At 66.0% G+C, this 24,362-nt stretch carries 22 protein-coding genes, 1 tRNA gene and 1 pseudogene; 7 read left to right on the top strand and 17 right to left on the bottom strand.

Annotated features, from left to right (window positions below; genetic code table 11):
• Window positions 1-159: 159 nt before the first annotated feature.
• The 6 genes from gor to ACERNI_RS12300 form a co-directional block, all read right to left on the bottom strand.
• Window positions 160-1,524, bottom strand: a complete 1,365-nt coding sequence (gor, locus tag ACERNI_RS12325) for a glutathione-disulfide reductase (protein WP_448833587.1) — start codon at window positions 1,522-1,524, stop codon at window positions 160-162.
• A 57-nt stretch (window positions 1,525-1,581) separates the two neighbouring features.
• Entirely contained in the window at window positions 1,582-2,865 is a 1,284-nt protein-coding gene (locus ACERNI_RS12320) for an O-antigen ligase family protein (RefSeq protein ID WP_448833586.1), read from the bottom strand.
• A 276-nt stretch (window positions 2,866-3,141) separates the two neighbouring features.
• Entirely contained in the window at window positions 3,142-3,648 is a 507-nt protein-coding gene (locus ACERNI_RS12315; protein ID WP_448833585.1) for a DUF2059 domain-containing protein, read from the bottom strand.
• Between the two features lie 227 nt (window positions 3,649-3,875).
• The gene (locus tag ACERNI_RS12310) at window positions 3,876-4,472 is read right to left on the bottom strand and encodes a GNAT family N-acetyltransferase (protein WP_448833584.1); all 597 of its coding nucleotides are present in this window, start codon (window positions 4,470-4,472) and stop codon (window positions 3,876-3,878) included.
• 2 nt (window positions 4,473-4,474) lie between these two features.
• Window positions 4,475-5,170 carry a ribose-5-phosphate isomerase RpiA gene (gene rpiA / locus ACERNI_RS12305; RefSeq protein ID WP_448833583.1) on the bottom strand — a complete coding sequence of 232 codons (696 nt, stop codon included), beginning with the start codon at window positions 5,168-5,170 and terminating at the stop codon, window positions 4,475-4,477.
• A 174-nt stretch (window positions 5,171-5,344) separates the two neighbouring features.
• Window positions 5,345-5,740, bottom strand: coding sequence for a hypothetical protein (locus ACERNI_RS12300; RefSeq protein ID WP_448833582.1), 396 nt, complete (start codon window positions 5,738-5,740; stop codon window positions 5,345-5,347).
• A 205-nt stretch (window positions 5,741-5,945) separates the two neighbouring features.
• On the opposite strand from ACERNI_RS12300, the gene gph reads away from it, so the two are divergent.
• The 4 genes from gph (at window position 5,946) to ACERNI_RS12280 (ending at window position 10,576) form a co-directional block, all read left to right on the top strand.
• The gene (gene gph / locus ACERNI_RS12295) at window positions 5,946-6,641 is read left to right on the top strand and encodes a phosphoglycolate phosphatase (RefSeq protein ID WP_448833581.1); all 696 of its coding nucleotides are present in this window, start codon (window positions 5,946-5,948) and stop codon (window positions 6,639-6,641) included.
• A gap of 186 nt (window positions 6,642-6,827) precedes the next feature.
• Window positions 6,828-7,640 (top strand): enoyl-CoA hydratase/isomerase family protein, encoded by an 813-nt coding sequence (locus ACERNI_RS12290; RefSeq protein ID WP_448833580.1) that lies wholly within the window; start codon window positions 6,828-6,830, stop codon window positions 7,638-7,640.
• 245 nt (window positions 7,641-7,885) lie between these two features.
• Window positions 7,886-9,085 carry an ABC transporter substrate-binding protein gene (locus ACERNI_RS12285; protein ID WP_448833579.1) on the top strand — a complete coding sequence of 400 codons (1,200 nt, stop codon included), beginning with the start codon at window positions 7,886-7,888 and terminating at the stop codon, window positions 9,083-9,085.
• A 264-nt stretch (window positions 9,086-9,349) separates the two neighbouring features.
• Window positions 9,350-10,576 (top strand): ABC transporter substrate-binding protein, encoded by a 1,227-nt coding sequence (locus ACERNI_RS12280; protein ID WP_448833578.1) that lies wholly within the window; start codon window positions 9,350-9,352, stop codon window positions 10,574-10,576.
• A gap of 207 nt (window positions 10,577-10,783) precedes the next feature.
• Here ACERNI_RS12280 and ACERNI_RS12275 read toward each other — a convergent pair.
• Window positions 10,784-10,858: transfer RNA gene (locus ACERNI_RS12275), tRNA-Val, on the bottom strand.
• 311 nt (window positions 10,859-11,169) lie between these two features.
• On the opposite strand from ACERNI_RS12275, the gene ACERNI_RS12270 reads away from it, so the two are divergent.
• On the top strand, window positions 11,170-11,754 hold the full coding sequence (locus tag ACERNI_RS12270) for a L,D-transpeptidase (RefSeq protein ID WP_191320130.1): 585 nt from the start codon (window positions 11,170-11,172) through the stop codon (window positions 11,752-11,754).
• 222 nt (window positions 11,755-11,976) lie between these two features.
• Here ACERNI_RS12270 and ACERNI_RS12265 read toward each other — a convergent pair whose 3' ends face one another.
• From ACERNI_RS12265 to ACERNI_RS12250, 4 genes are all read right to left on the bottom strand, one after another.
• Entirely contained in the window at window positions 11,977-12,351 is a 375-nt protein-coding gene (locus ACERNI_RS12265; RefSeq protein WP_448833577.1) for a gamma-butyrobetaine hydroxylase-like domain-containing protein, read from the bottom strand.
• Window positions 12,352-12,904: 553 nt separating this feature from the next.
• Entirely contained in the window at window positions 12,905-13,993 is a 1,089-nt protein-coding gene (locus ACERNI_RS12260) for a TRAP transporter substrate-binding protein (RefSeq protein ID WP_448833576.1), read from the bottom strand.
• A 248-nt stretch (window positions 13,994-14,241) separates the two neighbouring features.
• Window positions 14,242-14,571 (bottom strand): hypothetical protein, encoded by a 330-nt coding sequence (locus ACERNI_RS12255; protein WP_448833575.1) that lies wholly within the window; start codon window positions 14,569-14,571, stop codon window positions 14,242-14,244.
• A 598-nt stretch (window positions 14,572-15,169) separates the two neighbouring features.
• On the bottom strand, window positions 15,170-16,348 hold the full coding sequence (locus ACERNI_RS12250; protein WP_448833574.1) for an Mrp/NBP35 family ATP-binding protein: 1,179 nt from the start codon (window positions 16,346-16,348) through the stop codon (window positions 15,170-15,172).
• Window positions 16,349-16,725: 377 nt separating this feature from the next.
• Here ACERNI_RS12250 and ACERNI_RS12245 point away from each other — a divergent pair, with 377 nt between their 5' ends.
• The gene (locus ACERNI_RS12245) at window positions 16,726-17,604 is read left to right on the top strand and encodes an NAD(P)-dependent oxidoreductase (protein ID WP_448833573.1); all 879 of its coding nucleotides are present in this window, start codon (window positions 16,726-16,728) and stop codon (window positions 17,602-17,604) included.
• A gap of 105 nt (window positions 17,605-17,709) precedes the next feature.
• Here ACERNI_RS12245 and ACERNI_RS12240 read toward each other — a convergent pair whose 3' ends face one another.
• From ACERNI_RS12240 to dusA, 6 genes are all read right to left on the bottom strand, one after another.
• Window positions 17,710-18,471, bottom strand: coding sequence for an MBL fold metallo-hydrolase (locus ACERNI_RS12240; protein WP_448833572.1), 762 nt, complete (start codon window positions 18,469-18,471; stop codon window positions 17,710-17,712).
• 2 nt (window positions 18,472-18,473) lie between these two features.
• The gene (locus tag ACERNI_RS12235; protein ID WP_448833571.1) at window positions 18,474-19,088 is read right to left on the bottom strand and encodes a glutathione S-transferase family protein; all 615 of its coding nucleotides are present in this window, start codon (window positions 19,086-19,088) and stop codon (window positions 18,474-18,476) included.
• Between the two features lie 920 nt (window positions 19,089-20,008).
• Window positions 20,009-20,557 carry a thermonuclease family protein gene (locus ACERNI_RS12230; RefSeq protein WP_448833570.1) on the bottom strand — a complete coding sequence of 183 codons (549 nt, stop codon included), beginning with the start codon at window positions 20,555-20,557 and terminating at the stop codon, window positions 20,009-20,011.
• Window positions 20,554-21,588, bottom strand: a complete 1,035-nt coding sequence (cobT, locus tag ACERNI_RS12225) for a nicotinate-nucleotide--dimethylbenzimidazole phosphoribosyltransferase (RefSeq protein ID WP_448833569.1) — start codon at window positions 21,586-21,588, stop codon at window positions 20,554-20,556. The genes ACERNI_RS12230 and cobT overlap by 4 nt, the downstream gene beginning before the upstream one ends.
• A 212-nt stretch (window positions 21,589-21,800) precedes the next feature.
• A complete protein-coding gene (locus ACERNI_RS12220) occupies window positions 21,801-22,301 on the bottom strand; it encodes a MaoC family dehydratase (protein ID WP_448833568.1) in 501 nt (166 codons plus the stop codon).
• A 149-nt stretch (window positions 22,302-22,450) separates the two neighbouring features.
• Window positions 22,451-23,497 carry a tRNA dihydrouridine(20/20a) synthase DusA gene (dusA, locus tag ACERNI_RS12215; RefSeq protein ID WP_448833567.1) on the bottom strand — a complete coding sequence of 349 codons (1,047 nt, stop codon included), beginning with the start codon at window positions 23,495-23,497 and terminating at the stop codon, window positions 22,451-22,453.
• 92 nt (window positions 23,498-23,589) lie between these two features.
• On the opposite strand from dusA, the pseudogene ACERNI_RS12210 reads away from it, so the two are divergent.
• Window positions 23,590-24,362: pseudogene (locus ACERNI_RS12210) on the top strand (hypothetical protein); the annotation flags it as partial.

The raw sequence follows: 24,362 nt of genomic DNA, 5'->3' as shown, positions 1-24,362 counted from the left end.
CGTTATTGTCGGAACCCGTCTCCCGCCGGGGCAGCATGTTGTGCGCTGCGGGAGACACGCCCGGAAACGGGGCTTATACAGCCGCCGCCGACAATAATGAAGCATAAAACGACAGTAGTCGGCCGGGCGGCCTGAGGCCGCGCGCCAGCCCGGTCTGCGTCAGGGATTGACCGGCGTGCGCAGGGTCACCAGTTCCTCCGCCGCGGTGGGGTGCACGGCGATGGTGCGGTCGAAATCCGCCTTGGTCGCCCCCATGCTCACGGCGATGCCGAGGATCTGGATCATCTCGCCCGCCCCCTCGCCAAGGATGTGCACGCCAAGCACCCGGTCGCTGGCGCGATCGACGATGATCTTCATCATCATGCGCTCGGCGCTGCCCGAGAGTGTGGCCTTCATGGGGCGGAAGGCGGTGCGGAAGATCAGCACATCGCCATGGCTGGCGCGCGCCTGCTCCTCTGTCAGGCCGACGGTTCCGATTTCCGGCGTCGAGAACACCGCCGTCGGAATCAGGCTGTGGTCAACCGTGGCGGCGCGCCCGCCAAAGACCGTGTCAGCGAAGGCGTGGCCTTCGCGGATGGCGACCGGCGTGAGATTGACGCGGTTGGTCACGTCGCCCACGGCGTAGATTGAGGGAACGCTGGTGCAGGAATAGTCATCCACCTGCACGGCGCCCAGCGCATCCAGCCTGACGCCCGCCTCCTCAAGTCCCAGCCCACGGGTATTGGGCAGACGGCCGATGGCCAGCAGCACGGCGTCAACCTGCACCGTTGCGCCATCGCTCAACGCCACGTCCAGCCCCTGGGCCGTGCGGTCGATGCGCGCCAGCTGGTTGCCGAGGCGCAGGTCCATCTGCTGGCCAAGGGCGGCGGCAAGACCATCCTGCAGGTCATGATCGAAGCCGCGCAGCAGCCGGTCGCCGCGATGAACCAGCGTTACCTCGCTGCCCAGACCAGCGAAAATACCGGCGAACTCCACCGCGATGTAGCCAGCGCCGACGACCATGATGCGGCGCGGCTGATGCGGCAGGTGCAGGGCTTCGTTGGAGGTGATGGCGTGCTCGATGCCCGGCACGCCAGGCAGCTGGGTCGGCCAGGCGCCGGTGGCGACGAGGATGCGCTCCGCCGTGACAACGCGGCCATCGGGCAGCAGGCGCACGGCGTTGGGGCCGGCGACCACGGCGCGGGCTTCGACAATCTCGACGCCGGAATTGACCAGATTGTTGCGATACAGACCTTCGAGGCGGGTGATCTCCGCATCCTTGCGGGCGATCAGGCTGGCCCAGTCGAAGGCGGGCGCCTGGGGCAGCGTCCAGCCGAAGCCGGCCGCATCGCTGAATTCGTGCGCGAAACGGCTGGCGTAGACCAGCAGCTTCTTGGGCACGCAGCCGCGAATGACGCAGGTGCCGCCCATGCGGAATTCTTCTGCAACCATGACGCGGGCGCCGTGGGTCGCCGCGATGCGCGCCGCGCGCACGCCGCCGGAACCACCGCCGATGACAAACAGGTCCACGTCATACGCGCTCATCTGGCAAGCTCCTGTGGCGGCGCTCCCGGAACTGGCGCCGCCTTGTCAAAACAGTCCTCAACTGGCGGAATTGTCGCCCGCTGCGGAAGGTGGCGCCGTGTCGTGTCGCACGGCTTCGAATGATTTGCAGAACCAGATAGCCGCCGCGCCGAGAATGGCCAGCCACCAGCCCTGCCAGGCGCCGTGCCCGACCTCGGCGATGATGATGACGACGGAGATCGCCGCCAGCGCCGGGGGCAACTCCTCCCGCCGGCGCAGCGTCAGCAGCGCCTTGCCGAGCCAGGCCAGCGCCACCGCCGCGAGCAGCGCGCCAGGCGCGCCCAGCTCGGACCAGACCTGCAGGAACATGTCATGGGGATGGCCGACGGCCAGCAGGGTGCGATGCTCGCCAGGAACCAGCAGCGCCACGGGCGCATCGCCCATCTTCGGGCTGACGCCGAAACCGGCGCCGGTGAATGGCCGCAGTTGCACCACCTCACCAAAGCTTTGCCAGATCTCGACGCGATCGCGGGCGTGCAGGGATTGCAGGCGGTCCAGCGCCCAGCCCGGCACGGCGCGATGGGCCAGATCGCCCTTCACCGGCGCCAACGCCAGGGCGGCGAACAGGCCAGCCATCACCAGCCCCCAGGCGAAACGCGGCGCCAGGCGGGCCAGGCCGAAAGTCAGCGCGCCGCAGATCAGCGCCAGCATGGCGGCGCCCGAGACGGACTTGAACACCGCCGCAGCCATCAGCAGGGCGAGCGCGCCCATGACCAGCCCGCGACGCGGCATGCCTTCCGACAGGCTCCAGAGCGGCCAGTACAGCACGACGAAGCAGATTACCGGCTTGTTGAGCACGAACAGCGCCGGGCGCATGCCGGCGGCGTGACGCCAGGCCATGCCGGTGAGCAGCTCGACCAGCACCTCGGCGCAGGCCAGGGCAAACAGGATGGCGAACAAGGGGAAAACAGCGCGCCGCGGCAGCCGGCCGAGACTGAGGCCGAGAATGACGGCGGCGACAAGCGGCGCGAACGCTTCGCCCATGGCGAACAGCCCGAGACGGGGAAACGGATGCCAGAGCAGCGACAATGCGGCAAGCGCCGCCAACAGCGGCAGGAAAGCGCCGGGCAGCGACCGGGCGTGCGCCCAGGCGTCGCGCGCCAGCCCACGTCCACGCCCGGCGACCACAGCGCCGGCCAGGGCCAGCAACGCGGCGACGCCAATAAGCGCCGCCGACGAGCGCACGGCGAAGGCCAGCGCCAGCGGCATGGCCGCCAGCACAACCCACGCGGCCTGCTCCAGACGCGCGCCAGCGGGATGGCCCGGCTCAGGCGCGCGCTTCCAGGCGTTGACTGTCGACATGTCTGGCGTCCCCGCCCGTTGCTGCGCCATTGCGTGGATAGCCGGAATAGCTCCGGCCACCGCGTCAAGAAAACCTGATGGCGCGCGCGCGGCAAGGGCTGACGCGCGCCGCCGTCCGGGCCACGAGAGCACGATGCGGACAGGTGGATGCCGCCCGCCCGCGAAAAATCATGCGCAACCGGAGAACTGGAGCGGGGCTGCGGTTCTGTCCAACCGCATCCCGCTTCATGCTCCAGCCGCCCGCGCGCCGGTCAAAGGCCGCGCGCCTGTCAGACGTCAGAACGTCTTGCCGCGCTGGCGCAGTTCGTTGCGGATGCGCTCGACCACCACGCCGGACAGGGACTGGGTCCAGTCCTGCATGCGCGCCATCATTTCCTGCATGACGGCTGGCTGGCTCTGCACATATTTCACGCCGGCCGGCGAGGTGAAGAAAGCGGCGACCTGCTTGAGGTCGGCTTCCGGAAGCTGCTCGGCGAAAATTTTCGCCGCGACATTGATCATGTCATTGGTTTTGGCGTTAATCTCCGGCGTGATCTTGACGATGATCTCCTCGACATCCGTTTTGATTTCGGGCCGGGTCACCAGCTGTTCACGCACCTGGGCGAACAGGCCGGGAACCACCGCCTCAAATGAACGGTCGAGGCCGGAAGCCTTCACGACTTCACGGGCCACGGACATTTGGGCCTCGGTCGGCTCCTTGCTCTGGGCGAAGGCGGCGCCGGCGGCCAGTGGGGCCGTAACCGCGATCAGGCCAATGGCGGCAAGGCGGGCAAATCGGTTCATCAGTCTCTCCAGCTCACCAGATTCCAGAGCAACGCTGCTCTACCCTGTTGTTTGACGCTTTTATTCCACGCTCCCGCGCGGTTCTGTTTTACGCTCCCGCGCGGCTTTCATTCGCACCTGTCACTTCACCCCGGCGCGTCTGGGCGGGGGCGCAGGCAAGGCGGCCCGCCTTACGGGAAATCACATCGCCGGGCCTCACCCGTCCCGGACGCCCAAACCTCATACGATCATTTGCGGCCACCGGCCACCAGCCGTTCAGGGCCGGCGACGGCGCGGGTCATATACGACGCCGCCGCGTCGTATTTTCGCGCGGCGGCCTGCAACGCCGCATCCGCCGACGGCGCGAAACCACAGCGCCGCCAGAACGCCTCCGCGCCGTTCACCGCCACAAGGCCAAGGCGTTCGAACCCGGCCTGCGCCGCAACCTCCGCCGCGCGGACCACCGCCGCCTGCGCCGCGCCGGTTCCGCGCGCGGCTGGCAGCAGGGCCAGGTCATGCAGATAGTGCAGCGCCGGAAACGGCGGCAACGCCCCCAGCAGGCTGTTGAGCGCCGGCGGCGCGCCGGCAGTCCAGGGATGGGAAACCAGATAGCCGCCGAGAACCGGCCCAGGGGGCCTGTCAGGAGCGTGGTCAGAACCCTCGCCCGCTTCGCCAGACATCTCCAGCACCAGGCAGCCTTGCGGATACAGGCCGAGACGCTCGGCGAACACGGCGGCGTCCTCGGGATAATCCGGATGAATGACGGCGGCCAGTTGCAACACCTTCGCCAGATCCCCGGCGGCCATCGCCCGCCAGGTCCAGTCGCCGGAAGCCGCCGCCGCCATGCTCACACCCGTCCCAGTTCGATCAACCCGCCAGGCGCGGCCAGCACCACGCCGGAAGCCAGACCGATGAACAGGCCGTGCTCCACCACGCCGGGGATGGCGACGAGCGCATCGGCCAGCGCCTCCGGTTGCGGCAGGGCGCCAAAATGGCAGTCAATGATGTAGTGGCCGCCATCGGTGACGAAGGTCTTGCCGTCGCGCTGGCGCAGAACGAGCTCCCCCGCGCAGCCGCAACGGGCGGCCGCGGCGGCGATCTGCCGGCGCGTCACCTCCAGGCCAAAAGCATTGACCTCGACCGGCAGCGGGAACTTGCCAAGCACGGCGACTTTCTTGCTGTCGTCGGCAATGACGATCATCCGCTTGCTGGCTGAAGCCACAATTTTCTCGCGCAGCAGGGCGCCGCCGCCGCCCTTCACCAGGCGGAGCTGTTCGTCCAGTTCGTCGGCGCCGTCGACCACCAGATCAAGCTCCGGCGTCTGATCCAGGGTGGACATGGGAATGCCCTCGCCCTCGGCCTGGGCCTGGGTGGCTTCCGACGTCGCCACGCAGATAACCTTCAGGCCGCCGCGCACCCGGTCGCCCAGCAATTCAACGAAATGCTTCGCCGTGGAGCCGGTGCCCAGCCCCAGACGCATGCCGTCGGTCACTGCCTCAAGGGCGCGCGCCGACGCCTGGCGCTTCAGATCTTCTGAACTCATCCTGTCCTGTCCCGGTCGCGCCGCCGTCTGGGGCGGGTCGCCTGGCGCAAGATCCGGTCCCGCCGGACCGGCATTCTGCCCCAGGCCTGAAACAATGCGTTTGCGTGGCTGTCGCCCGCTGCTCCCCGACATGGCGTAACGCCGCGTCTGTCGCGCCATGTCGCCGGAGACGCTTTATCTGGCCTGCGGCGTGCAGACCACCTTCTCGTTGAAGACGTAGCAGATGCTCATCTCGCCCGTGCGATCGTTGATGCGGAACACGCCGCCTTCCCGCTCGTGGCGCGAGGTGACCAGCCGGTAGTCCCCCGGCGTCTGCGCGCCGCCGCCTTCGCCCGGTCCATAACACAGGGTGACGCCGACAGAACCCTCTTTCAGGCCATACTGGCAGGCGCCCATCTCACCCGTGACGCGCTCGACCCGGTAGATGCGGTTGAGATCGACCTGTGGCGCGGGAGCGAAATCAAAGTTGCCGGCGCGCGCCGCCGTCGCGCCCAGCGCGCTTGCTGCCAGCGCGCCTGCGAACACCGCCCGCCGCAAACCGGCGGACGCGGCGCGTTTCTTCTGCGACATGAATCCAATCCCCTGACAAGAAGCGACGAATCGACCGCTAGCGAACAACAACGGCGTTAATGTATCAGAGTCGCTGACGGCCATATCATGACCGCCGCAATTTCCGCCCCCTGGCCCGTTTGCATAAATCTTCTGAAATCAGCGCGTTGCCGCATCCGCCGCCCCTCATGTCCGACGCGGCGGCCCATATTCCACAGGAGCAGACATGACCACCCCGCCAACCCTGGTGCTGGATCTGGACGGAACCCTGGTGGACACCGCGCCGGATCTGCTGGCGACGCTGAACGCCGTGCTGGCGGGCGAGCGCCTGCCGCCGGTGACCCTGGACCAGGTGCGGGCGATGACCGGCGCCGGCGCCCGGGCCCTGCTGGAGCGCGGCATGGCGGCGGCCGGCGCGACCGCCGCGCCGGAGCGGATGGACGCGCTGTTCGCCAGCTTCATCGACCATTACGCCGCGCATATCGCGGACCACTCGCAACCGTTCCCCGGCGCGCTGGAATCGTTGCAACGCTTTTCCGACGCCGGCTGGCGGCTGGCCATCTGCACCAACAAGCTGGAGGGGCTGGCGCGCCTGCTGCTCGACGCCCTGGAGCTGACGCCGCGCTTCGCCGCCATCTGCGGCGGCGACACCTTCGCCTTCCGCAAGCCGCACCCCGGCCACATCACCGAAACGGTGCTGCTGGCTGGCGGCGATCCGGCGCGGGCGGTCATGGTGGGCGACAGCGCCGCCGACATCAACGCCGCCAGGGCCGGCGGCGTGCCCGTTGTCGGCATGACATTCGGCTACACCGACATTCCGGTGGCCGAACTGAATCCGGACGTGGTGCTCGACCATTTCGACGGCCTGTATGACGCCGCCGCCTCGCTGTTGCCAGCGCGCCTCCAGGCCGCCGGAGGGTAACGGGCCATGTCGGCGCGAGGCGCGGCCGCACCGCCGCGACGCGCCAGCCCCCCTGAAAAGGCGCCCTGCAAGGCGGAGCCGCCGGCGCCCTGTCGTCCGCATGCGCCGCCCCTCTCGACACGGCGTCCCCGGCGTGCTGTTTCTGGGAAAAGCCAGTTTCAGAACAAAGCACAAGGGAGACACGCCATGGACGCCGCCACCGCGCCTGAGGTTCAGGAAGTTCTGTACGACGTCGACAGCCACGTCGCGACCATCACCCTCAACGCGCCGGAGCGGATGAACACCATCTCCGGCCCCATGCTGGACGAGCTGACCCAGCTGCTGGTGCGCGCCAACGAGGACCCCGAGGTGCGCTGCGTCATCCTCACCGGCAAGGGCCGCGCCTTCTGCGCCGGCCTCGACCTGCGCCCCAAGGGCGAGGCCGGAGCCAAGCTGATGAGCTCAGCCTCCTCCCCCACCAACCTGAACCTGCGCAACACGCCGCCCACCGTGATGCACGCCATGGACAAGCCGATCATCTGCGCCATCAATGGCGGCGCCGCCGGCTATGGCATGGACACGGCGCTGGGCTGCGACATCCGCATCATGGCGAAATCAGCCAAGCTGGCGGCGGCCTTCACCCGGCGCGGCGTGGTGCCGGAATCGGGCGGCACGTGGTTTTTGCCGCGCATGATCGGCTGGTCGAAGGCGGCGGAGCTGATCTTCACCGGCCGCACGCTTTCGGCTGAAGAATCTGTCGAATGGGGCCTCGCCTCCTATGTGGTGGCGGACGACCAGTTGATGGCGAAGGCCCGCGAACTGGCGCTGGATATCGCCAGCAACGCCCCTCTCGCCGTGCAGGCTTCCAAGCGCATGATGCGCATGGGCCTTTCCGAGCAGTTCAATGACCACGTGCACCACGTGTTCCTGCAACTGCTGCCGCTGTTCAAATCGGAAGACGCGGCGGAAGGCATGACGGCGTTCATGGAAAAACGCCCGGCGGTGTTCAAGGGACGCTGACGCCTGGAGACGCCTTGGGCGCCAGCAGCGCGCCGGCCATGGCTCCACCAAACAGGACCCGAAAGCCGGCCGCCATTGACTGCCGGCTCCGCTCCAGGTCAACCACGCATCAAACAGGTATAACGCCACAACCCGGCTGATGGCTCCAGCATCGGAAGCCTTCAGCCGCTCGCGGCGTGCAACAACACAATAATACAGCACGGCGGCGGCTCGCGTCAGACAACCGCCGGCCCGGGAGGAAACCGATGAAACACCTGCTGAAAGCCGGCGTCGCCGCGCTTGCGCTGATCACCTGCGTCGCGGCGGCCCAGGCTGAAACCATCCGCATCGGCGTGCTCACCGACATTGCTGGCCCCCTCTCCGACGCCCAGGGGCCAGGCTCGGTGGAAGCTGCGCGCATGGCGGTAGAAGACTTTGGCGGCAAGCTGCTGAGCGAGAAGGTCGAAGTGATCGGCGCCGATCACCAGAACAAGGCCGACATCGGCGCCGCCATCGCCCGCGACTGGTACGACACCCGCAACGTGCGGATGATCATGGACCTTGGCAGCTCCGCCGTGGCCATCGCCGTGCAGAACATCGCCAAAGATAAGAATCGCCTCTCCGTCGCCACCGGCGCCGCCAGCAGCGAGCTCACCAACAAGCATTGCAACGCAAACGCCATCCAGTGGGGCTATGACACCTACCAGTTCGCCAAGGGCATCACCGGCCCGGTGGTGAAGTCCGGCGGCGACAAATGGTTCTTCATCTCGGCGGACTACGCCTTCGGCCACGCCCTGGAGAACGACACCCGCAAGAACGTGGAGGCCATGGGCGGCAAGGTGCTGGGCTCCGTGCGCCACCCGATCAACAACCTCGATTTCTCCTCCTTCCTGATGCAGGCCAAGAACTCCGGCGCCAATGTCATCGCCATCGCCAGCGCCATCGCCGACCAGCAGAACGCGCTGAAGCAGGGCCAGGAGTTCGGCATTTTCGACGACAAGACCAAGGCGGCGGCCATGGCGCTGCTGCTCTCCGACGTGCATTCGGTGGGCCTGAAGGCGTCGCAGAACACCACGGTGTCGTCAATTTTCTATTGGGACGCGGATGATGAGAGCCGCGCCTTCTCCGAGCGTTACGCCAAAAAGATGGGCCGCCCGCCGTCCGAGACGCAGGCCATGAACTACAGCGGCACGCTGGCCTGGCTGCGCGCGGCGGAAGCGGCGAAATCCGTGGAAACCGACAAGGTGCTGGCGCAACTGCGCAGCGGCCCGATCAAGGCGCCCTTCATCAAGAACGGCGAACTGCGCGCCGACGGCAAGCTGGTCCGCGATATCTGGCTGATGAAGGTGAAAGCCCCTGAAGCCTCGAAGAAGCCGTGGGATTATCTGGAGATCACCGGCACGATCGCTGGCAAGGACGCGTTCCGGCCGGTTTCGGAGTCCGAGTGCAAGTTGTTGAAGGGCTGAAGCGCTGACATTGCCCAGACCAGACGCCCGGCTTGCCGCCGGGCGTCTGCGTTGCATGCATGCTTCCCAGCTCTCATCATAATTTCCTCTGGCCTTTTAAACATGAAAGCCGCAAGAACACCTGGGCGCCCAGTAATTCAGCAAACACATCTTCATACGAAAGTATGATATTTGCGCAAATACATCTCCACGCATCCACATTGCGACCACCTGTCATATCCGCCATGATCTCCCCGGAACCAGAACAACCGGTCCGGAGGAAACATGACAACCATCCGCAAGGCGCTTGCCTCTGCCCTGTTCGGCGCGACAGCCCTCAGCGCGACGTTTGCCGCGCCAGCGGCGGCGCAGACCGCTGACCGGCCGGTGAAGATCGGCATGATGGGCGATCTGGCGTCGGTGTATTCAGACATCGGCGGCAAGGGCGGCATCGAGGCCATCAAGATGGCTATCGAGGATTTCGGCGGCGAAGTGCTCGGCAAGAAGATCGAGTTTGTCGCGGCCGACAGCCTCAACAAGCCGGACCAGGCCTCGGCCATTGCCCGCCAGTGGTATGACAATGACGGCGTCGACGTCATTCTCGACCTGCCGACCTCGGCCACCGCGCTGGCCACGATGCAGATCGCCAATGATCGCAAGAAAGTCGTGATGGTGACGGGCGCCGGCAGTTCCGACATCACCGGCAAGCATTGCTCGCCCTATACCGCCCACTGGACCTGGGACACCTACGCCAACGGCAAGACCGTGGGCCAGGCGATCGTGAAGGAAGGCGGCGACACCTGGTTCTTCATCACCGCGGACTATGTGTTCGGCCACTCGCTGGAGCGCGACACCAGCGAGTTCGTCAAGGCGGCCGGCGGCAAGGTGCTGGGCAGCGCCAGGCACCCGCTCAACAATCAGGACTTCTCCTCCTTCCTGCTGCAGGCCCAGAACTCGAAGGCGAAGATCGTCGGCCTGGCCAATGGCGGCGGCGACACCATCAACTCCATCAAGCAGGCGGCGGAATTCGGCCTTGGGCAGAGCGGCCAGAAACTGGCCGGCCTGGTCATGTTCATCTCCGACATTCACAGCCTGGGCCTGAAGACGGCGCAGGGCCTGGTGATCACCGAGGCCTGGTACTGGGACAAGGACGAGAAAACCCGGGAGTTCGGCAACCGCTTCTTCAAGCGCACTGGCCGCATGCCGACCATGAACCAGGCGGCGAACTGGAGCGCCGCCACCCATTACCTCAAGGCGGTGAAGGCCGTGGGCTCCACTGACGCTGACAAGGTGATGGCGAAAATGCGCGAAACCCCGGTGAAGGACATGTTCACCGATCATGGCGTGCTGCGCCAGGACGGCCGCATGGTGCATTCCATGCTGCTGCTGGAGGTGAAGAAGCCGGAAGATTCGAAGAAGCCCTGGGACTACTACAAGATCATCGCCGAAGTGCCCGGCGATCAGGCTTTCCGCTCCATCAAGGACGGCGGCTGCCCGCTGGTGAAGCAGTAAGGTCAGAACGTCTCCCGGCGGAGCGGTCGCCGCTTCGCCGGGAACTCCAGCGCCAGCGCCTGACGCAGGCGCGTGACACAGTTTCCCGGCCACCCGGAAGCATTTCGCGCCAGAAGCATCGCATGCCGGCAACACGCCGCAGCCACGCGACATCCGCCGCGCCCGGGCGCAGCCGGTCAAACCTGTTCAGTCAAATTGTGAGGAAAATGGTGGGCGGTACTGGGATTGAACCAGTGACCCCACGCGTGTGAAGCGTGTGCTCTCCCGCTGAGCTAACCGCCCTAACCGGTTGCGACGCATGACGTCGCCGGGAATGCGCCACTCATAGGCGCCGCCGCGGACGCCGTCAAGCGGCCTGCGCGCCGTCATGCACAGTTTCCCCTGGAGGCTGTTTCAGCCTCCCGCCGTGGCTCGCGGCAACTGTTGCCCATGCATCACACACACCCTGGCAATTGCCCCTTCGGCCGCCGCCCGCATTGCCTGTTAACCCCGCCTTGAGCATTTTGTCGCAAACAAGGGAACATTGCGCCAGTTCGGCGTATTTCCCGATATGAACGTCACACTTCACCCCTGGTTTCCCGGACGAGGCAATGATGCGTCGCTTGACTTTCGGTATGGTCGGTCTGTTGGCTGGACTGGCGTCGTTCGCGCCGTCTGCATTTGCCTATCCCGAGATCGACCCGCTCACTCGCCAGCCGCTTGTCTATGATGCCCCCAACTTCAGGGCGAAAGCGACGAATATCCCGCGCACCGTCGTGGAATATTCTGGCAAATACGCGCCTGGCACCGTCGTCATTTCAACCTCCGAACGGCGGCTGTATTTCGTGCTGCCGGACGGCAAGGCCATCCGCTATGGCATCGGCGTTGGTCGCGAGGGCTTCTCATGGGCCGGCAGCGAGCGCGTCACCATGAAGCGCGAATGGCCGACCTGGACCCCCCCCGCCTCCATGCTGAAGCGCCGCCCCGACCTGCCGCGCTTCATGCCTGGCGGTGAGGACAACCCGATGGGCGCGCGCGCGCTGTATCTCGGCAATACCCTCTATCGCATCCACGGCTCCAACGAGCCGGAAACGATTGGCCAGGCGGTGTCGTCAGGCTGCATCCGGATGATGAATGAGGATGTGATCGACCTCTACGCCCGCGTCCCCGTCGGCACGCGCGTGGTGGTTGTGCGCTAAGCCGCCGCCCCTGATACAGGGAATCCAAAAGGGCCGGAATTTCCGGCCCTTTTTCATGACCAATCCGCTTCATGGCCAATCCGCAACGCCCTTCGCTGACACGGCCAGCCTGGCAAACGGCTGGATCCTGCCTCAACGAAAAGGCCGGGTTGCCGGGAAACGGATTGTTCCGTGTTTGAGGCGCGCCAATGAGGAAAGCGGGCGCCGCCGCTCCCGGGTCCGCTAGCGACTCATGCCCTTGTGAGCGAGCTCAGCCAGATACTCCGCCCACATGGCCTCCTGTGCGGTGACCATGCGGCGCAGCAGGCGCCAGCCATACAGGCCGGTGTCGTGACCATCGTCGAAAACAATGCGCACGGCGTAATTGCCGATCGGCTCCAGCGCGGATATCAGCACGTCCCGCTTGCCGCCAACGGTTTTCCGGTCAGCGGCGCCATGGCCCCTCACCTCCGCCGACGGGCTCCAGACCCGCAGAAACTCGGCGGACAGCTCGCCCCTCACGCCATCGGTGAAGGTAATGACCAGGCCATCCTTGCCTGAGCGCAACCGGAGTTCTTCCGGCCAGGCCCCATCATCCCCAGCGTCTTGCCCGCTCATGCTGTCCTCTCCAGAAGGTCCTGGAGCGAGGCCCGCCGCGCCCGAAAGGCCTGCCCACGCGTCAGACGCATTCAACCAGGATCGATTCAGCCAGAATCATGGAGCCGCGCTCTGGCAACCTCATGCCCGTAGCACCAAACCCGTGGGTCTGACACGTCTGCTTTTGCACATGCGCTATTACGCATCGGTTTCTGGCCAGACCTGAACGGCGCGCGTCCGGCCCTGCAAGGGCATGCGTCACGCTGATGAGGCCTTTTGCGGGTTGCGCATCATCAGCCCCCTTCCGACCGGCGTCCAGGCGATGCTCCCGCCGCAGCGCGCGGCCAGTAGCCCGCCCCTGCAACGACTTCGGCGCAATGCCCGCAAAAGCAAAACGCCAGCCCCAAAAGGCTGGCGTTCGTCCTGCGAACATGACCGTTCTCACGCGGCCGCCGGACGCCGGCGCTTTTCCGGTCAAGTCCTGCTGGCAAAACCCTGTTGGCGTAAGGCGCCCTGCCCCTCCTGGGCGATACGGCCCCTTCCGAAAAGAGGAGCCGACTTTTGCCGGAAGGCCTCAGCCGCGCGCGCGGGCGCGGATCATGAAATTATCGAAGGTATATTCAGCGACCTGCCACCACAGATATGAATCGTTGCGGAAGGTGCGGACAGCCTCATAGACCTTCTTGAACTCCGGATTCTTGGCCGAGATCTCATCATACAGCTGATTTGAGACCTTGTAGCAGGCCTCCATGACGTCCTGGGGGAACGCCCGCAGCTGGGCGCCGCCAGCGACCAGGCGCTTGATGGCGCCCGGATTCTTGGTGTCGTAATTCGCCTGCATCTGCTGGTTGGCCATCAGCGCTGCGGTGCGCACCACAGCCTGATAGGTCTTCGGCAGTTCATTGAACTTGGCCTGGTTGATGAAGAAGTTCAGGGCGGCGCAGCCTTCCCACCAGCCGGGATAATAATAATATTTGGCGACGCGCGCGAAGCCGAGCTTCTCGTCATCATACGGCCCGACCCATTCGGCGGCGTCGATGGTGCCCTTTTCCAGCGCCGGATAGATGTCGCCGCCGGCGATCTGCTGCGGTACGCCGCCCAGACGCTGCAGAATCTGGCCGGCAATGCCGGCGATCCGCATCTTGAGCCCGTTCAGATCCTGAACCGAATTGATTTCCTTGCGGAACCAGCCGCCCATCTGGGTGCCGGTGTTACCGCCGGGCAGCATGGTCACGTTATACTTCTTGTAGAACTCATTCATCAGGTCGAGACCGCCGCCGGTGAGAAACCAGGCATTGATCATGCGCGCATTGAGGCCAAACGGGATCGCCGAACCAAAGGCAAAAGTCGGATCCTTGCCGACGTAATAATACGAAGCCGTGTGACACATCTCCACGGTATTGGCCTGGACAGCGTCCAGCGCCTGCAGACCTGGAACGATTTCATTCGACGCGAAGACCTGGATCTGGAACTTGCCGTCGGTCATATCCGAAACGGCTTTCGAGAAGTCTTCCGCCGCCCCGAAAATGGTATCCAGCGATTTTGGAAAACTTGACGTGCAGCGCCAGCGTACTTCAGGCGCAGACTGGGCTATAGCCGGAGAAGCAACCGCAGCGCCCACAACGCCTGTGCTGGCAGCCTGCAAAAACTGACGACGCTTCATCGCGTTTTCCTCCTGCGGTTCCGGAACCGAACCATTTATTACGTGCAAGAGAAAACCAGCGCGGCAAGCATCGCGCAACAGAAATTACCAGCCATGGCATCATACATTGGTTGAGACGCCACAGGATTGACGTGGACGTCAGAAGCAGAACGCCTGGGTAATGACGCCTGAGCCAGATGACGCCTGGCCAGATCGAGAGACGCCCCCGCTCCACTCCGGTGAAGCGCCGGCTGGGGCAGCGCGCCCCGTCAACGGCCAGTGGCGGGCGGCCAGACCACATGACGCGCAACCGACAACAACTGCGCATTTCTCTCAGGGAATACGACCGCCGTCCGGCGCTGTTCCTGGGCAAGGCCCGTCTGAGCCGGCCCCGGCGCGGACGCCTCACGCCCGGTTTCACCGATCAGAACGCCGTATCCGCCGACAACCGTCAGCAGAACCGCGCCGACCACCGGCGAGCGCACTCGCCGCGCCTTCTGAAAGGCGCCGCCGACCCCGCCCATCGCCGCAGCGGCGGGCGCGGAGCGGATCGAAAACGGAATATCGTGGCGGCCTGCCATGCGCGCCTCCTCTTCCATGCGCATCCGGAGCTGCCGCTCCGAAACCCAATTGATTCCCGCGGCCCGCGCACCCGGCGCGCGCACGCTCCAGCCTGTAAATGCTATGAAACCCCACCCCGGCAGTAAAGCAGCAAATCTCACCGCAAACCGCGACATCTGCGCGCGGCAAATCATAATTATTCTGAAAACAAGTTTGTCACTTTTTATTCATTCAAGAAATATTCTGCGACAATACGTCGTAATACGAATGTATCATTCCGTAATGGACCGCCTCCACGCCCCGCCACCCCTCCCGGGAGCCGCCCGGGCGCAAGCCCCCCCCCGGGAGCGGCGAACCTTCAGCGGGCCAGGACCTTTGAGGAGCCCATGCCCCTTCAGGGAGCAGAACGCCGCCCTCCATTCTGATGATTGTTGCCCTTGGGGGTGAGGAGACCGCCCGGGCAATGCGCGGCCTCACGGACGCGCGGAGCCAGCGCTTGCTGACCAGAGGGCAACGCCCGGATCGCACGCAATGCGCAACGCGCTCCCAAGACGCGAAGCGGGACCCCAACGCGCGACGCCCTCTCACCTCTCCCTTCCGCCCCCTCTTGCCGGGGGGAGCGGGTTGGCGGCGCGATCAGTCGATCACGATGCGCGGCGCCTGTCGGGCCGCGGCGCCAGCGACCAGGCGGGCGGCGATGGCTTCGGCGATGGTGCGGTAGGCTGCAGCGTGCGGCCCTTCCGGCTCCGAGATCACCACCGGCCGGCCAGCGTCCGAGGTCTCGCGAATCGTCATGTGCAAGGGGATTTCGCCAAGGAACGGCGCGCCAATGCGCTCCGCTTCATGGCGGGCGCCGCCATGGCCAAAAATATCCGAGCGGGTCCCGCAGGCCGGGCAAATGAAGGTGGACATATTTTCCACCACGCCCAGCACCGGCACGTCGACCTTGTCGAACATGGCAACACCGCGCCGGGCGTCGATCAGCGCCAGGTCCTGCGGCGTGGAGACGATGACCGCGCCCGCCAGCGGCACGTTCTGCGCCATGGTGAGCTGGGCGTCGCCCGTGCCAGGCGGCATGTCCACCACCAGCACGTCCAGATCGCCCCAGACCACCTCGCGCAACAATTGCTGCAGGGCCGACATCACCATGGGGCCGCGCCAGATGATGGCCGCCTCCGGATCGACCAGAAAACCGATGGACATCACCTTCACGCCCCACCGCACCGGCGGCTTCAGCATGCGGTTCTCAAGCATCTCCGGCTTTTCCGAAATGCCAAACAGGCGCGGCGCCGAGGGGCCGTAAATGTCCGCGTCGAGCAGGCCGACGCTGAGACCGAGCCCCGAAAGGGCCAGGGCCAGATTGCAGGCGGTTGTGGACTTGCCAACGCCGCCCTTGCCGCTGGCGACCGCCACGATGTGGCGCACGCCCGGCACGGCGGCGCGATTGCGCCCGGCGGCGGCCCGCGAGGCGCCAGCGCCATGTCCTGCGCCAGGAGCGGCGCGATGGCCTGCGCCATGACCACCAGCCCCCCGACCTGCGCCCGGAGCGGCGCGCCCGCCAGCCCCCGGCGCCGTCTCGGCGGTCAGCGCGACAAGCGCGCCAGCAACCCCCGGCAGCGCGGCGATGGCCTGCTCGGCCGCGCGACATAACGGCTCCATGGCGGCGGCCCGCGCCGCCTCCGTGCGGATCGCCACATAAACGCGGTCGCCATTAATGGCGACATCCGACATGAGGCCCGTTTCCGGCAGCGGCGTCACGCCGTCCGGTCCGGGCACGCGGGCGAGCGCCGCCAGCACCTGGTCCCTGGTGATCATGGCGTTGATATGGGGCGCCCTCCCGCGAGCGGTCAATGCGTCCGTGGCGCGCGCCTGTGGCCCAGCCGGGCCCCCAGCGGCGGTATCCACTTTGCCTGAAGATGCTCTATGAAGGATCCGGGGCGGTTTCCGTTCAAACCTGAATCGGCGAAACGCATTTTCATCCCGGCCGGATGGATTTTTCCCGCCCGGCGCGGCGTTTTGGGCGAACGCGCCATGGCATCTTGCCCGAACGCAGCTTGGTCCTTGCACGAACGCGCGTTCGCAACAGGGTCGTGGCCCCTTCAGGCTGATGAAACGGTATGAATAACGCGGTAGAGCGGGAGCCCGGCCGGTGTGGGCAAATTCCGCTCCGGCAGGCGCAAGAGGAGTGCGGCATGGCGAAGACGGCGTTTCTGGGTCTGGGCGTGATGGGCTTTCCCATGGCCGGACATCTGCGGGCCAACGGACACGAGGTCACGGTCTACAACCGCACCGCGGCCAAAGCAGAGGCCTGGGCGGCGCGCCATGGCGGGCGCGTTGCTGCGACGCCGCGCGAGGCGGCCGCTGGCTGCGACCTGGTTTTCGCCTGCGTCGGCAATGATGATGATCTGCGGCAGGTGACGACCGGGCCGGATGGCGCCTTTCATGGCATGGCCCCCGGCGCGATCTTTGTGGACCACACCACCGCCTCCGCCGATGTGGCGCGGGAACTTGCGGCGGAGGCCGCCGGGCGCGGCCTCGGCTTCATCGACGCGCCGGTTTCCGGCGGCCAGGCCGGGGCGGAAAACGGCGCCCTCACCGTCATGTGCGGCGGCGACGCCGGGCAGTACGCGAAGGCGGAGCCTGTCATCGCCAGTTTCGCCCGGGCCTGCCGGCTGATGGGGCCGGCTGGCGCCGGGCAACTGACCAAGATGGTCAACCAGATCTGCATCGCCGGCCTGGTGCAGGCCCTGGCCGAGGGCGTCAGCTTCGCCCAGCGCGCCGGGCTTGATGTTGAGGCCGTGGTGGACGTGATTTCGAAGGGCGCGGCGCAGTCCTGGCAGATGGAGAACCGCCACAAGACCATGAACGCCGGCCAGTTCGAGTTTGGCTTCGCGGTTGACTGGATGCGCAAGGATCTGTCGATCTGCCTCGCCGAGGCCCGCCGCAACGGCGCCAGCCTGCCGGTGACGGCGCTGGTGGACCAGTTCTACGGCGAAGTGCAGGCGCTCGGCGGCGCGCGCTGGGACACCTCAAGCCTGATCGCCCGCCTGCCGAAAGCCGGCAAGGCCTGAGCAACCTGCCCTGTCCCGCGATCCCGGCGCGCGGAAAACGCCCTCCGGCATTTGCGGGCTTGCGGGCTTGCGGGCTTGCGGGCTTGCGGGCGGGTCAGGCCACGCTCACACCTCGATGACCAGCCCATCGCGCGCCAGCATGTAGCCGCGCGCGTGCGCGTGGGCGGCTGCTTCATCCGTCAGCATGCCCGGCCCCATGTGGGTCAGCATGATGCGCCGCGCCCGCAGGACGTCGCGCTTCGCCTCGATGACCTCCAGATCCAGATGTGACGGCACGACGCCATAGCGTCCCTTGCCGCGCCCCATGCATTCGAGAATCAGCAGGTCGGCGCCGTCTGCAAGGTCAACCAGCGCATCGGTCCATGTGGTGTCGCCGGAGAAGGCGAGCAGGCGTTCGCCATGGCGCACGCGCAGCCCGGTGGCCGGCGCGCCGGAGGGGTGGATCACCTCAATGCTTTCCACGGTAAAACCGGCGATCTCCACCGGCGTCCGCAACGGCAACTCCGCCAGATGCATGGGAAACCGCCATGAGGTGTTCCATGTTCCCGCAAACATGGCCTCGCATAACGTCGGCAGGCGCGTCGCCATGCCTGGCGGCCCCATCAGCGTCAGCGGGCGCCGCCGGTGCGCCTCATACTGGCTGTCGAGCAGCAGGAACGGCAGGCCGCCATAGTGGTCGCCATGCAGATGCGAGACCACCACGGCGTCGACATCCGTCGACGCCAGCCCCAGCTTTTTCAGGGCTATCAGCGAGGATGCGCCAAAATCCAGCGCAAGCGTCCGGCCGCCCGCATGGACCAGGAAGCAGGTGTTGAACCTGCCTCCCGCCCCAAATGCGTCGCCACATCCGACGACCGTTACGCGCATGCTCAGGTCGCGCTGGCGCTGGGGCGGGCCGAGACATCCGCCCGCCAGCGATTGAAGTTCGGCAGATCGTCCGGCACGGCGATCTTTGCCACCTTGCCGAAATCAACCACGCAGATGGCGGTGATGTCAGCAATGGAAAACCCATCGCCAGCGATGAATGCGCGGTTCGCCAGCTCCTGGTCCAGCACGCGCATGAAATCCACGGCCTTCAGCTTGTTGGCCTCGCCCCACTCGGCGATCTGCGGCTGCTCCATGGCGGCCATCGCCGGGTTGACGTGACGGAAGGCGGCGAAGATCGGCTGGGCCAGGTAGAACTCCACGTGGCGGTTCCACATCTCAACCAGCGCCCGCTCCCGGGCGTCGCGGCCGAACAGGGCCGGCTCGGGATGCAACTCCTCAAGATACCGGCAGATCGCCACCGACTCGGCGATCACGGTTCCATCATCCAGCTCAAGCGCCGGCACGCGCTGCACGGCCGTCACCTTGCGGAATGCCTCTCCCTTGTGCTCCGCCGACGCCAGACTGATGGCGACGCGGGGGATGTCGATGTTCTTTTCGGCCATGAAAATGTGCACGCGGCGTGGGTTCGGCGTGCGCGGCGTTTCGTAAAGCTTCATCCCTGGCTCCCATACGTTGTTGGCGGCAGGGGAACATCACGCCTCCGGGAGGTCAACAGGTTCGGGAGACGCCCCCGCCTCTTACCCACACGCACGGGGCGAAGCGGGGCCGCCGCGCCAGCGCGCGATGCAGGCAAGCCGCTGCTCCAGCAAACGCCTCCCGCCAAATTGCGCGGCGCATGGATTGGCGCCGCCAGAGATGGGTGAAACGGATTCGCCCCTGGTGATCCGCGACATGCCAGGAAAACTCTTCAGCGAAAGGCGTCAAAGAAAAAGGGCATGCATCGCCGGGTGACGTTACACCACGGCGTGACATGCCCTGTAGTCAGGAGGGTCTCAAGATCGGGGTCAGGATCAGAATGATCGCTGCGATCCTATGCTTAACGTCGACAGCGCCGTGAGGTTCCCGGCTGCGACAAAATTCTGTCGTCGACATCCGGATTTTCCGTAGCGTCCTGATCTGGCGCGGGTCGCGTCCCGGCGCGCCCTGCCCGGCCCTTGCCCCCCAGGATACGCAGCTGCGGCTGCCCGGGGCCTTGCGGCAGTCGCAGATCGCGGCGACGCAAAAGAAAAGGCGCCGCGTGGGGGGAACGCGACGCCTTCAGGGGGGCTGTGTCAAATCTCTACGGAGGTCGTCGGGATTTGATGGCTTGACCATACGGCGCCCACTCCCTTGCGTACGTGCGCCAGCGCACATGACTTTAGGTAAGACGAGATCGATGACGCATGGGTGAAAAACATGCCATGCGATGGGAGCATATATCGTCGTTCGCGACTGTTTTGCGGAAGCTGCGTGCGTCCACCACAACGCGCCCTGAGCCTGCTGGCGCAGCCGCGGCCTGCAAAGCCCGCCATTGCCGCAACCCAACTGCCGGGTGGAATACCCATGCATGCCTGGGCAAAGAGCCAGGGTTCCAGCCTCAGGGGCTCCGGTCGCGGCGTGGATGCAGCCGCCGCCACTCCTGCGGCGTCATGAACTGCCCGGCCCAGACGCCGCGCCGCGCCGCGCGCGCCTCCGCCTCTTCGCGCCCATAAGCGCCATAGGACACCGCCATGCCCTCGCGAACCAGGGCGGCGTTGATGTCCTCTCCCATCACCGAGCAGACCGCCAGGGTGCGGCCATAACGGTCCAGCCCCTGGCTCCGGCAGTTTGCCTCGGCGCGGCCAAGACGCGTGGCAAGGAAACTGCGGGCGGCCTCGCCGCAATTCCAGCTCTGGCCGTTGCGCTCGCAGGTCTGGCGCAGCTCCGGCGCATCCAGCCCGGCGAGGCGGATTTCCACGCCATTCAGGCGGACGGAATCGCCGTCGATGGCCCGCGCCCGCCCCTGCAGCAGTTCGCCCTTCTCCTTCTCGGGCAACATGGTAACCACGGCGGCGCACGCTGCGAGCAGCGACGCCGCCAGCAGCACATCGGAGGCGCTGAAGCGCCTGGGGGAGAAAAACGCCCCCTGGCGCGACCGGCGGCTCACCCGGAAACGTCCTTGCCGGCGACGCCCGCCATCGCGAACGTGGCCATGTCGTTGTGGCAGGCAACGGCGGCGCGGATGACGCCAGCGGCCAGCGCCGCCCCTGTGCCTTCGCCAAGGCGCATGCCCAGAGAAAGGATCGGCTTTTTGCCAATCCGCGCCAGCACATCGGCGTGCGCGCCCTCCGCCGAACAGTGACCGGCGACGCAATGGTCGATCAGCGTCGGCTCCAGCGCGTGCAGGATGGCGGCGGCTGCGGTAATGACATAGCCGTCGATCACCACCGGAATGCGCTGGGCCCGCGCCGCCAGAATGGCGCCGGCGGACGCTGCGATCTCCCGGCCGCCGATGCGGCGCAAAATCTCCAGCGGGTCCTTCAGATTGGCGCCGTGGTGGGCCAGCGCCGCCTCGACGGCGGCAACCTTGCGCGCCAGGCCCGCGTCATCGACGCCAGTGCCGCGCCCAACCCAATGGGCCGCATCGCCGCCATAGAGCGCGGCGAAAATCGCGGCGGCGACGGTGGTGTTGCCAATGCCAAGTTCGCCAAGGCACAGCAGATCGGTTCCGCCAGCAATGGCCTCCATGCCGAAAGCCATGGTGGCGACGCAGGATTTCTCGTCCAGCGCGTCCTCGCAGGTGATGTCGCCGGTCGGCACGTCCAGCGCCAGATCGAACACCTTGAAGCCCAGATCGTAAGCGGCGCAGATCTGGTTGATCGCGGCGCCGCCGGCGGCAAAATTCTCCAGCATCTGTCGGGTGACGCTCTGCGGATAGGCGGAGACGCCGCGCGCCGTCACGCCGTGATTGCCGGCGAACACACACACCACCGGCCGGTTGACCGACGGCTTCGAGCGTCCCTGCCAGGCCGCCAGCCATTCCACCAGCGATTCCAGCCGCCCCAGCGAGCCCACCGGCTTGGTCAGTTCTGCGTCGCGTTCGCGCACATTGGCGGCGGCGTCCACATCCGGCCCCGGCAATTCACGAATCATGTGGCGGATGTCGTCGAACGGAAGTCCTGAAAAGCTGGGGGCCATGTCGTTCCTGTTGCCGGCGCGCGCCAGCGTCCCACCGGCGCAGCTGGCCGGCCCGCTGGCCCGAACCCGATTTGGCGGAGCGAGAACCGCCCCAAAACCTGAATGGTTGAAGACGCCAACGGCGTCTGGATGCCCGCTGCTATACTCCCCGCCGCCCTCCGGGTGAAGGGCGCCAGCGGGCTCCAGAGACATGCTCGCCGTTACGCGTGGCCCTACAGCCGCAGCAGATAGGAATGACGCCCATCCAGCACCAGTTCGCCCTTCTGGTTCTCCACCGTGGCGCGCATGTGCACGAGGCCAGTGCTGCGCTGGCGGACCAGTTCGGTGATTTCAAGCAACGGGTACAGGGTGTCGTCTGGAAAAACGCCCTTGAGGAACCTGGCCTGCACCTCGACGAAGCCAACCAGCTTCGGGCCAATCACATGCGGAAACAGCCCCGCGCCCGCCGCCGTGGCGCTCAGCACCTGCAGGCCGTGGGCCAGAAGGTCCGGGTAGCCGGTCGCCTGGCAATAGTCCCTGTCGTAGTGGATGGGGTGATTGTCGCCGCTGACCACCTGAAACGCCGAGAAATGCGCCATGGTTATGGTGCGCGCCGGGCATGGATAACGCTCGCCCACCTTCAACTCGTCAAAACCCCGCAGCGGCACAAGCGGGCGCGATAGCGGATCGAATTTCGGTTGCTGCCCCGCATCGGCGTGCGCTGCATCGGCCATGGCGTTCTCCCGTTGCTCAGGTGGCCGGTCGTTCTGCGCCGCATCACCCTGATTTTGCCTGAAGCATTTTCCCAGCGAACGAAGGCGCTCGCCTTGCAGGGAATGCTTGCCGGGAAGACTGCCAGCCTTGCGGGAGGGCGGCAAGCGCCCTACTGCGCCGCGACGCGCTCCGGGAAGGGCCGCACCAGATTCATCGCATCAATGAGCACCTGCCGGTCCGCGCCAGGCTTTGTGGCGTACGTGGCGAGATGGCGGCGGAAAGCCCGGGCGCCAGGCTGCCCGGGGAACAGCCCCAGCAAATGGCGGGTGATCTGAGACAGACGCAGACCCGCCTCCAGGCGTTCGTCGATGTAGGGCAGCAGCGCCTCCAGCGCGGCGCGCTCACAGGCCACGGGCGGCGCATCGCCGAACAGTTCTGGATCGACCAACAGCAGCAGGCCCGGATTCTGGTAAGCGGCGCGCCCCAGCATGACGCCATCGAGCCCCGACAGATGCGGCGCCGCCTCCCCGATCGACCCAAGGCCGCCGTTAAGGACGACCGGCAGATCGGGCCAGGCCTGTTTCAGGCGATGGACCCGCGCATAGTCGAGCGGCGGGATGTCGCGGTTTTCCTTCGGCGACAGCCCCTGCAGCCAGGCCTTGCGCGCGTGCACAATGAGAGCGTCGACGCCGGCAGTGACGACGGCGCCGGTCAGTTCCTCAAGCGCGACTTCCGGATCCTGATCATCAACGCCGATGCGGCACTTCACCGTGACCGGGATGCGCACCGCCGCCTTCATGGCGGCGACGCAATCACCCACCAGCGCCGGTTGCCGCATCAGACAGGCGCCAAAAGCCCCATCCTGCACCCGATCTGACGGACAGCCGACATTGAGGTTGATCTCGTCATAGCCCAGATCAGCGCAAACACGGGCGCACTGCGCCAGGACCGCCGGATCATTGCCGCCAAGCTGGATGGCGACAGGATGCTCCTGCCCGCTGTACCCCAGCAACCGCGCCCGGTCGCCATGAATGATGGCCCCGGTTGTGATCATCTCCGTGTAAAGACGGGCGCGACGGCTCATCAGCCGGTGAAAGAACCGGCATTCCCGATCCGACCAGTCAATCATCGGAGCCACGCAGAAACGCCAGGGCGAGGGATTGGCGGGAATCGTTGGCGTGCCTTGGGTTTCCGGCTGTCCGGCGGCGTCTGTCATGGTGCGTATGGCTGCGTATTTTTCGGTTTTCAGGGGCATTTTTTCGGGCTAGTCGTTACAAAGTAACAACCGCTTGGGGCTTGTAACAACCGATGGGAACGATCCTTACCCGCAAACGCAAGGATGGCAGCAACGCCTATATGGCGAAAATTGTCATCATGCGGGGCGGTGACATCGTATACCGCGAAAGCAAGACGTTTGACAGGAAGCAGATTGCCGCTGCCTGGATCGCCAAGCGGGAAACGGAGCTACGCGAGCCCGGAGCGCTCGACCGGGCATCGCGGCCAGTCATCACGCTCGCCGACGCCATCAAGCGGTTTACAGCCGAGAACAAGCGATCCATCGGCCCGTCTCGCGCTCAGGTCATGGACTTCCTGAGCAAATCAGAATTCGCCGAGACGCGGTGCGATGACATTACAAGCCAGCGCATCGTGGATTTTGCGAGCGACCTCGCGAAGACCCGGAAGGCGTCGACGGTCGCAGGCTATCTCAGCGGCCTGTCGGCGGTGATGGAAGTCGCAAAGCCGGCATGGGACTATCCTCTGGACAAACATGCCATGGTCGACGCCCTTGCGGTGGCCCGGCGTCTCGGCCTCATCGCCAGAAGCAACGAGCGCGACCGTCGCCCTACCCTCGACGAACTCGACAGGCTGATGAAGCACTTCATGGAGCGGCGGGCCAATGCCTCTCCCATGATGCACATTCTCGCCTTCGCCATTTTCTCGACGCGCCGGATCGAGGAAATTACGCGGATCCGGTGGGAGGACTACGAGGGTGACCGGATACTAGGACTGATCGACATTCATCGCATCCAGACCCTTATTGCCGCGAGGTGTACGAAGCGGGCGAAGTTGATTGTCCTGCG

The sequence above is a fragment of the Camelimonas sp. ID_303_24 genome (assembly GCF_053543495.1).
This window is presented reverse-complemented; position numbering and strand designations above follow the sequence as displayed.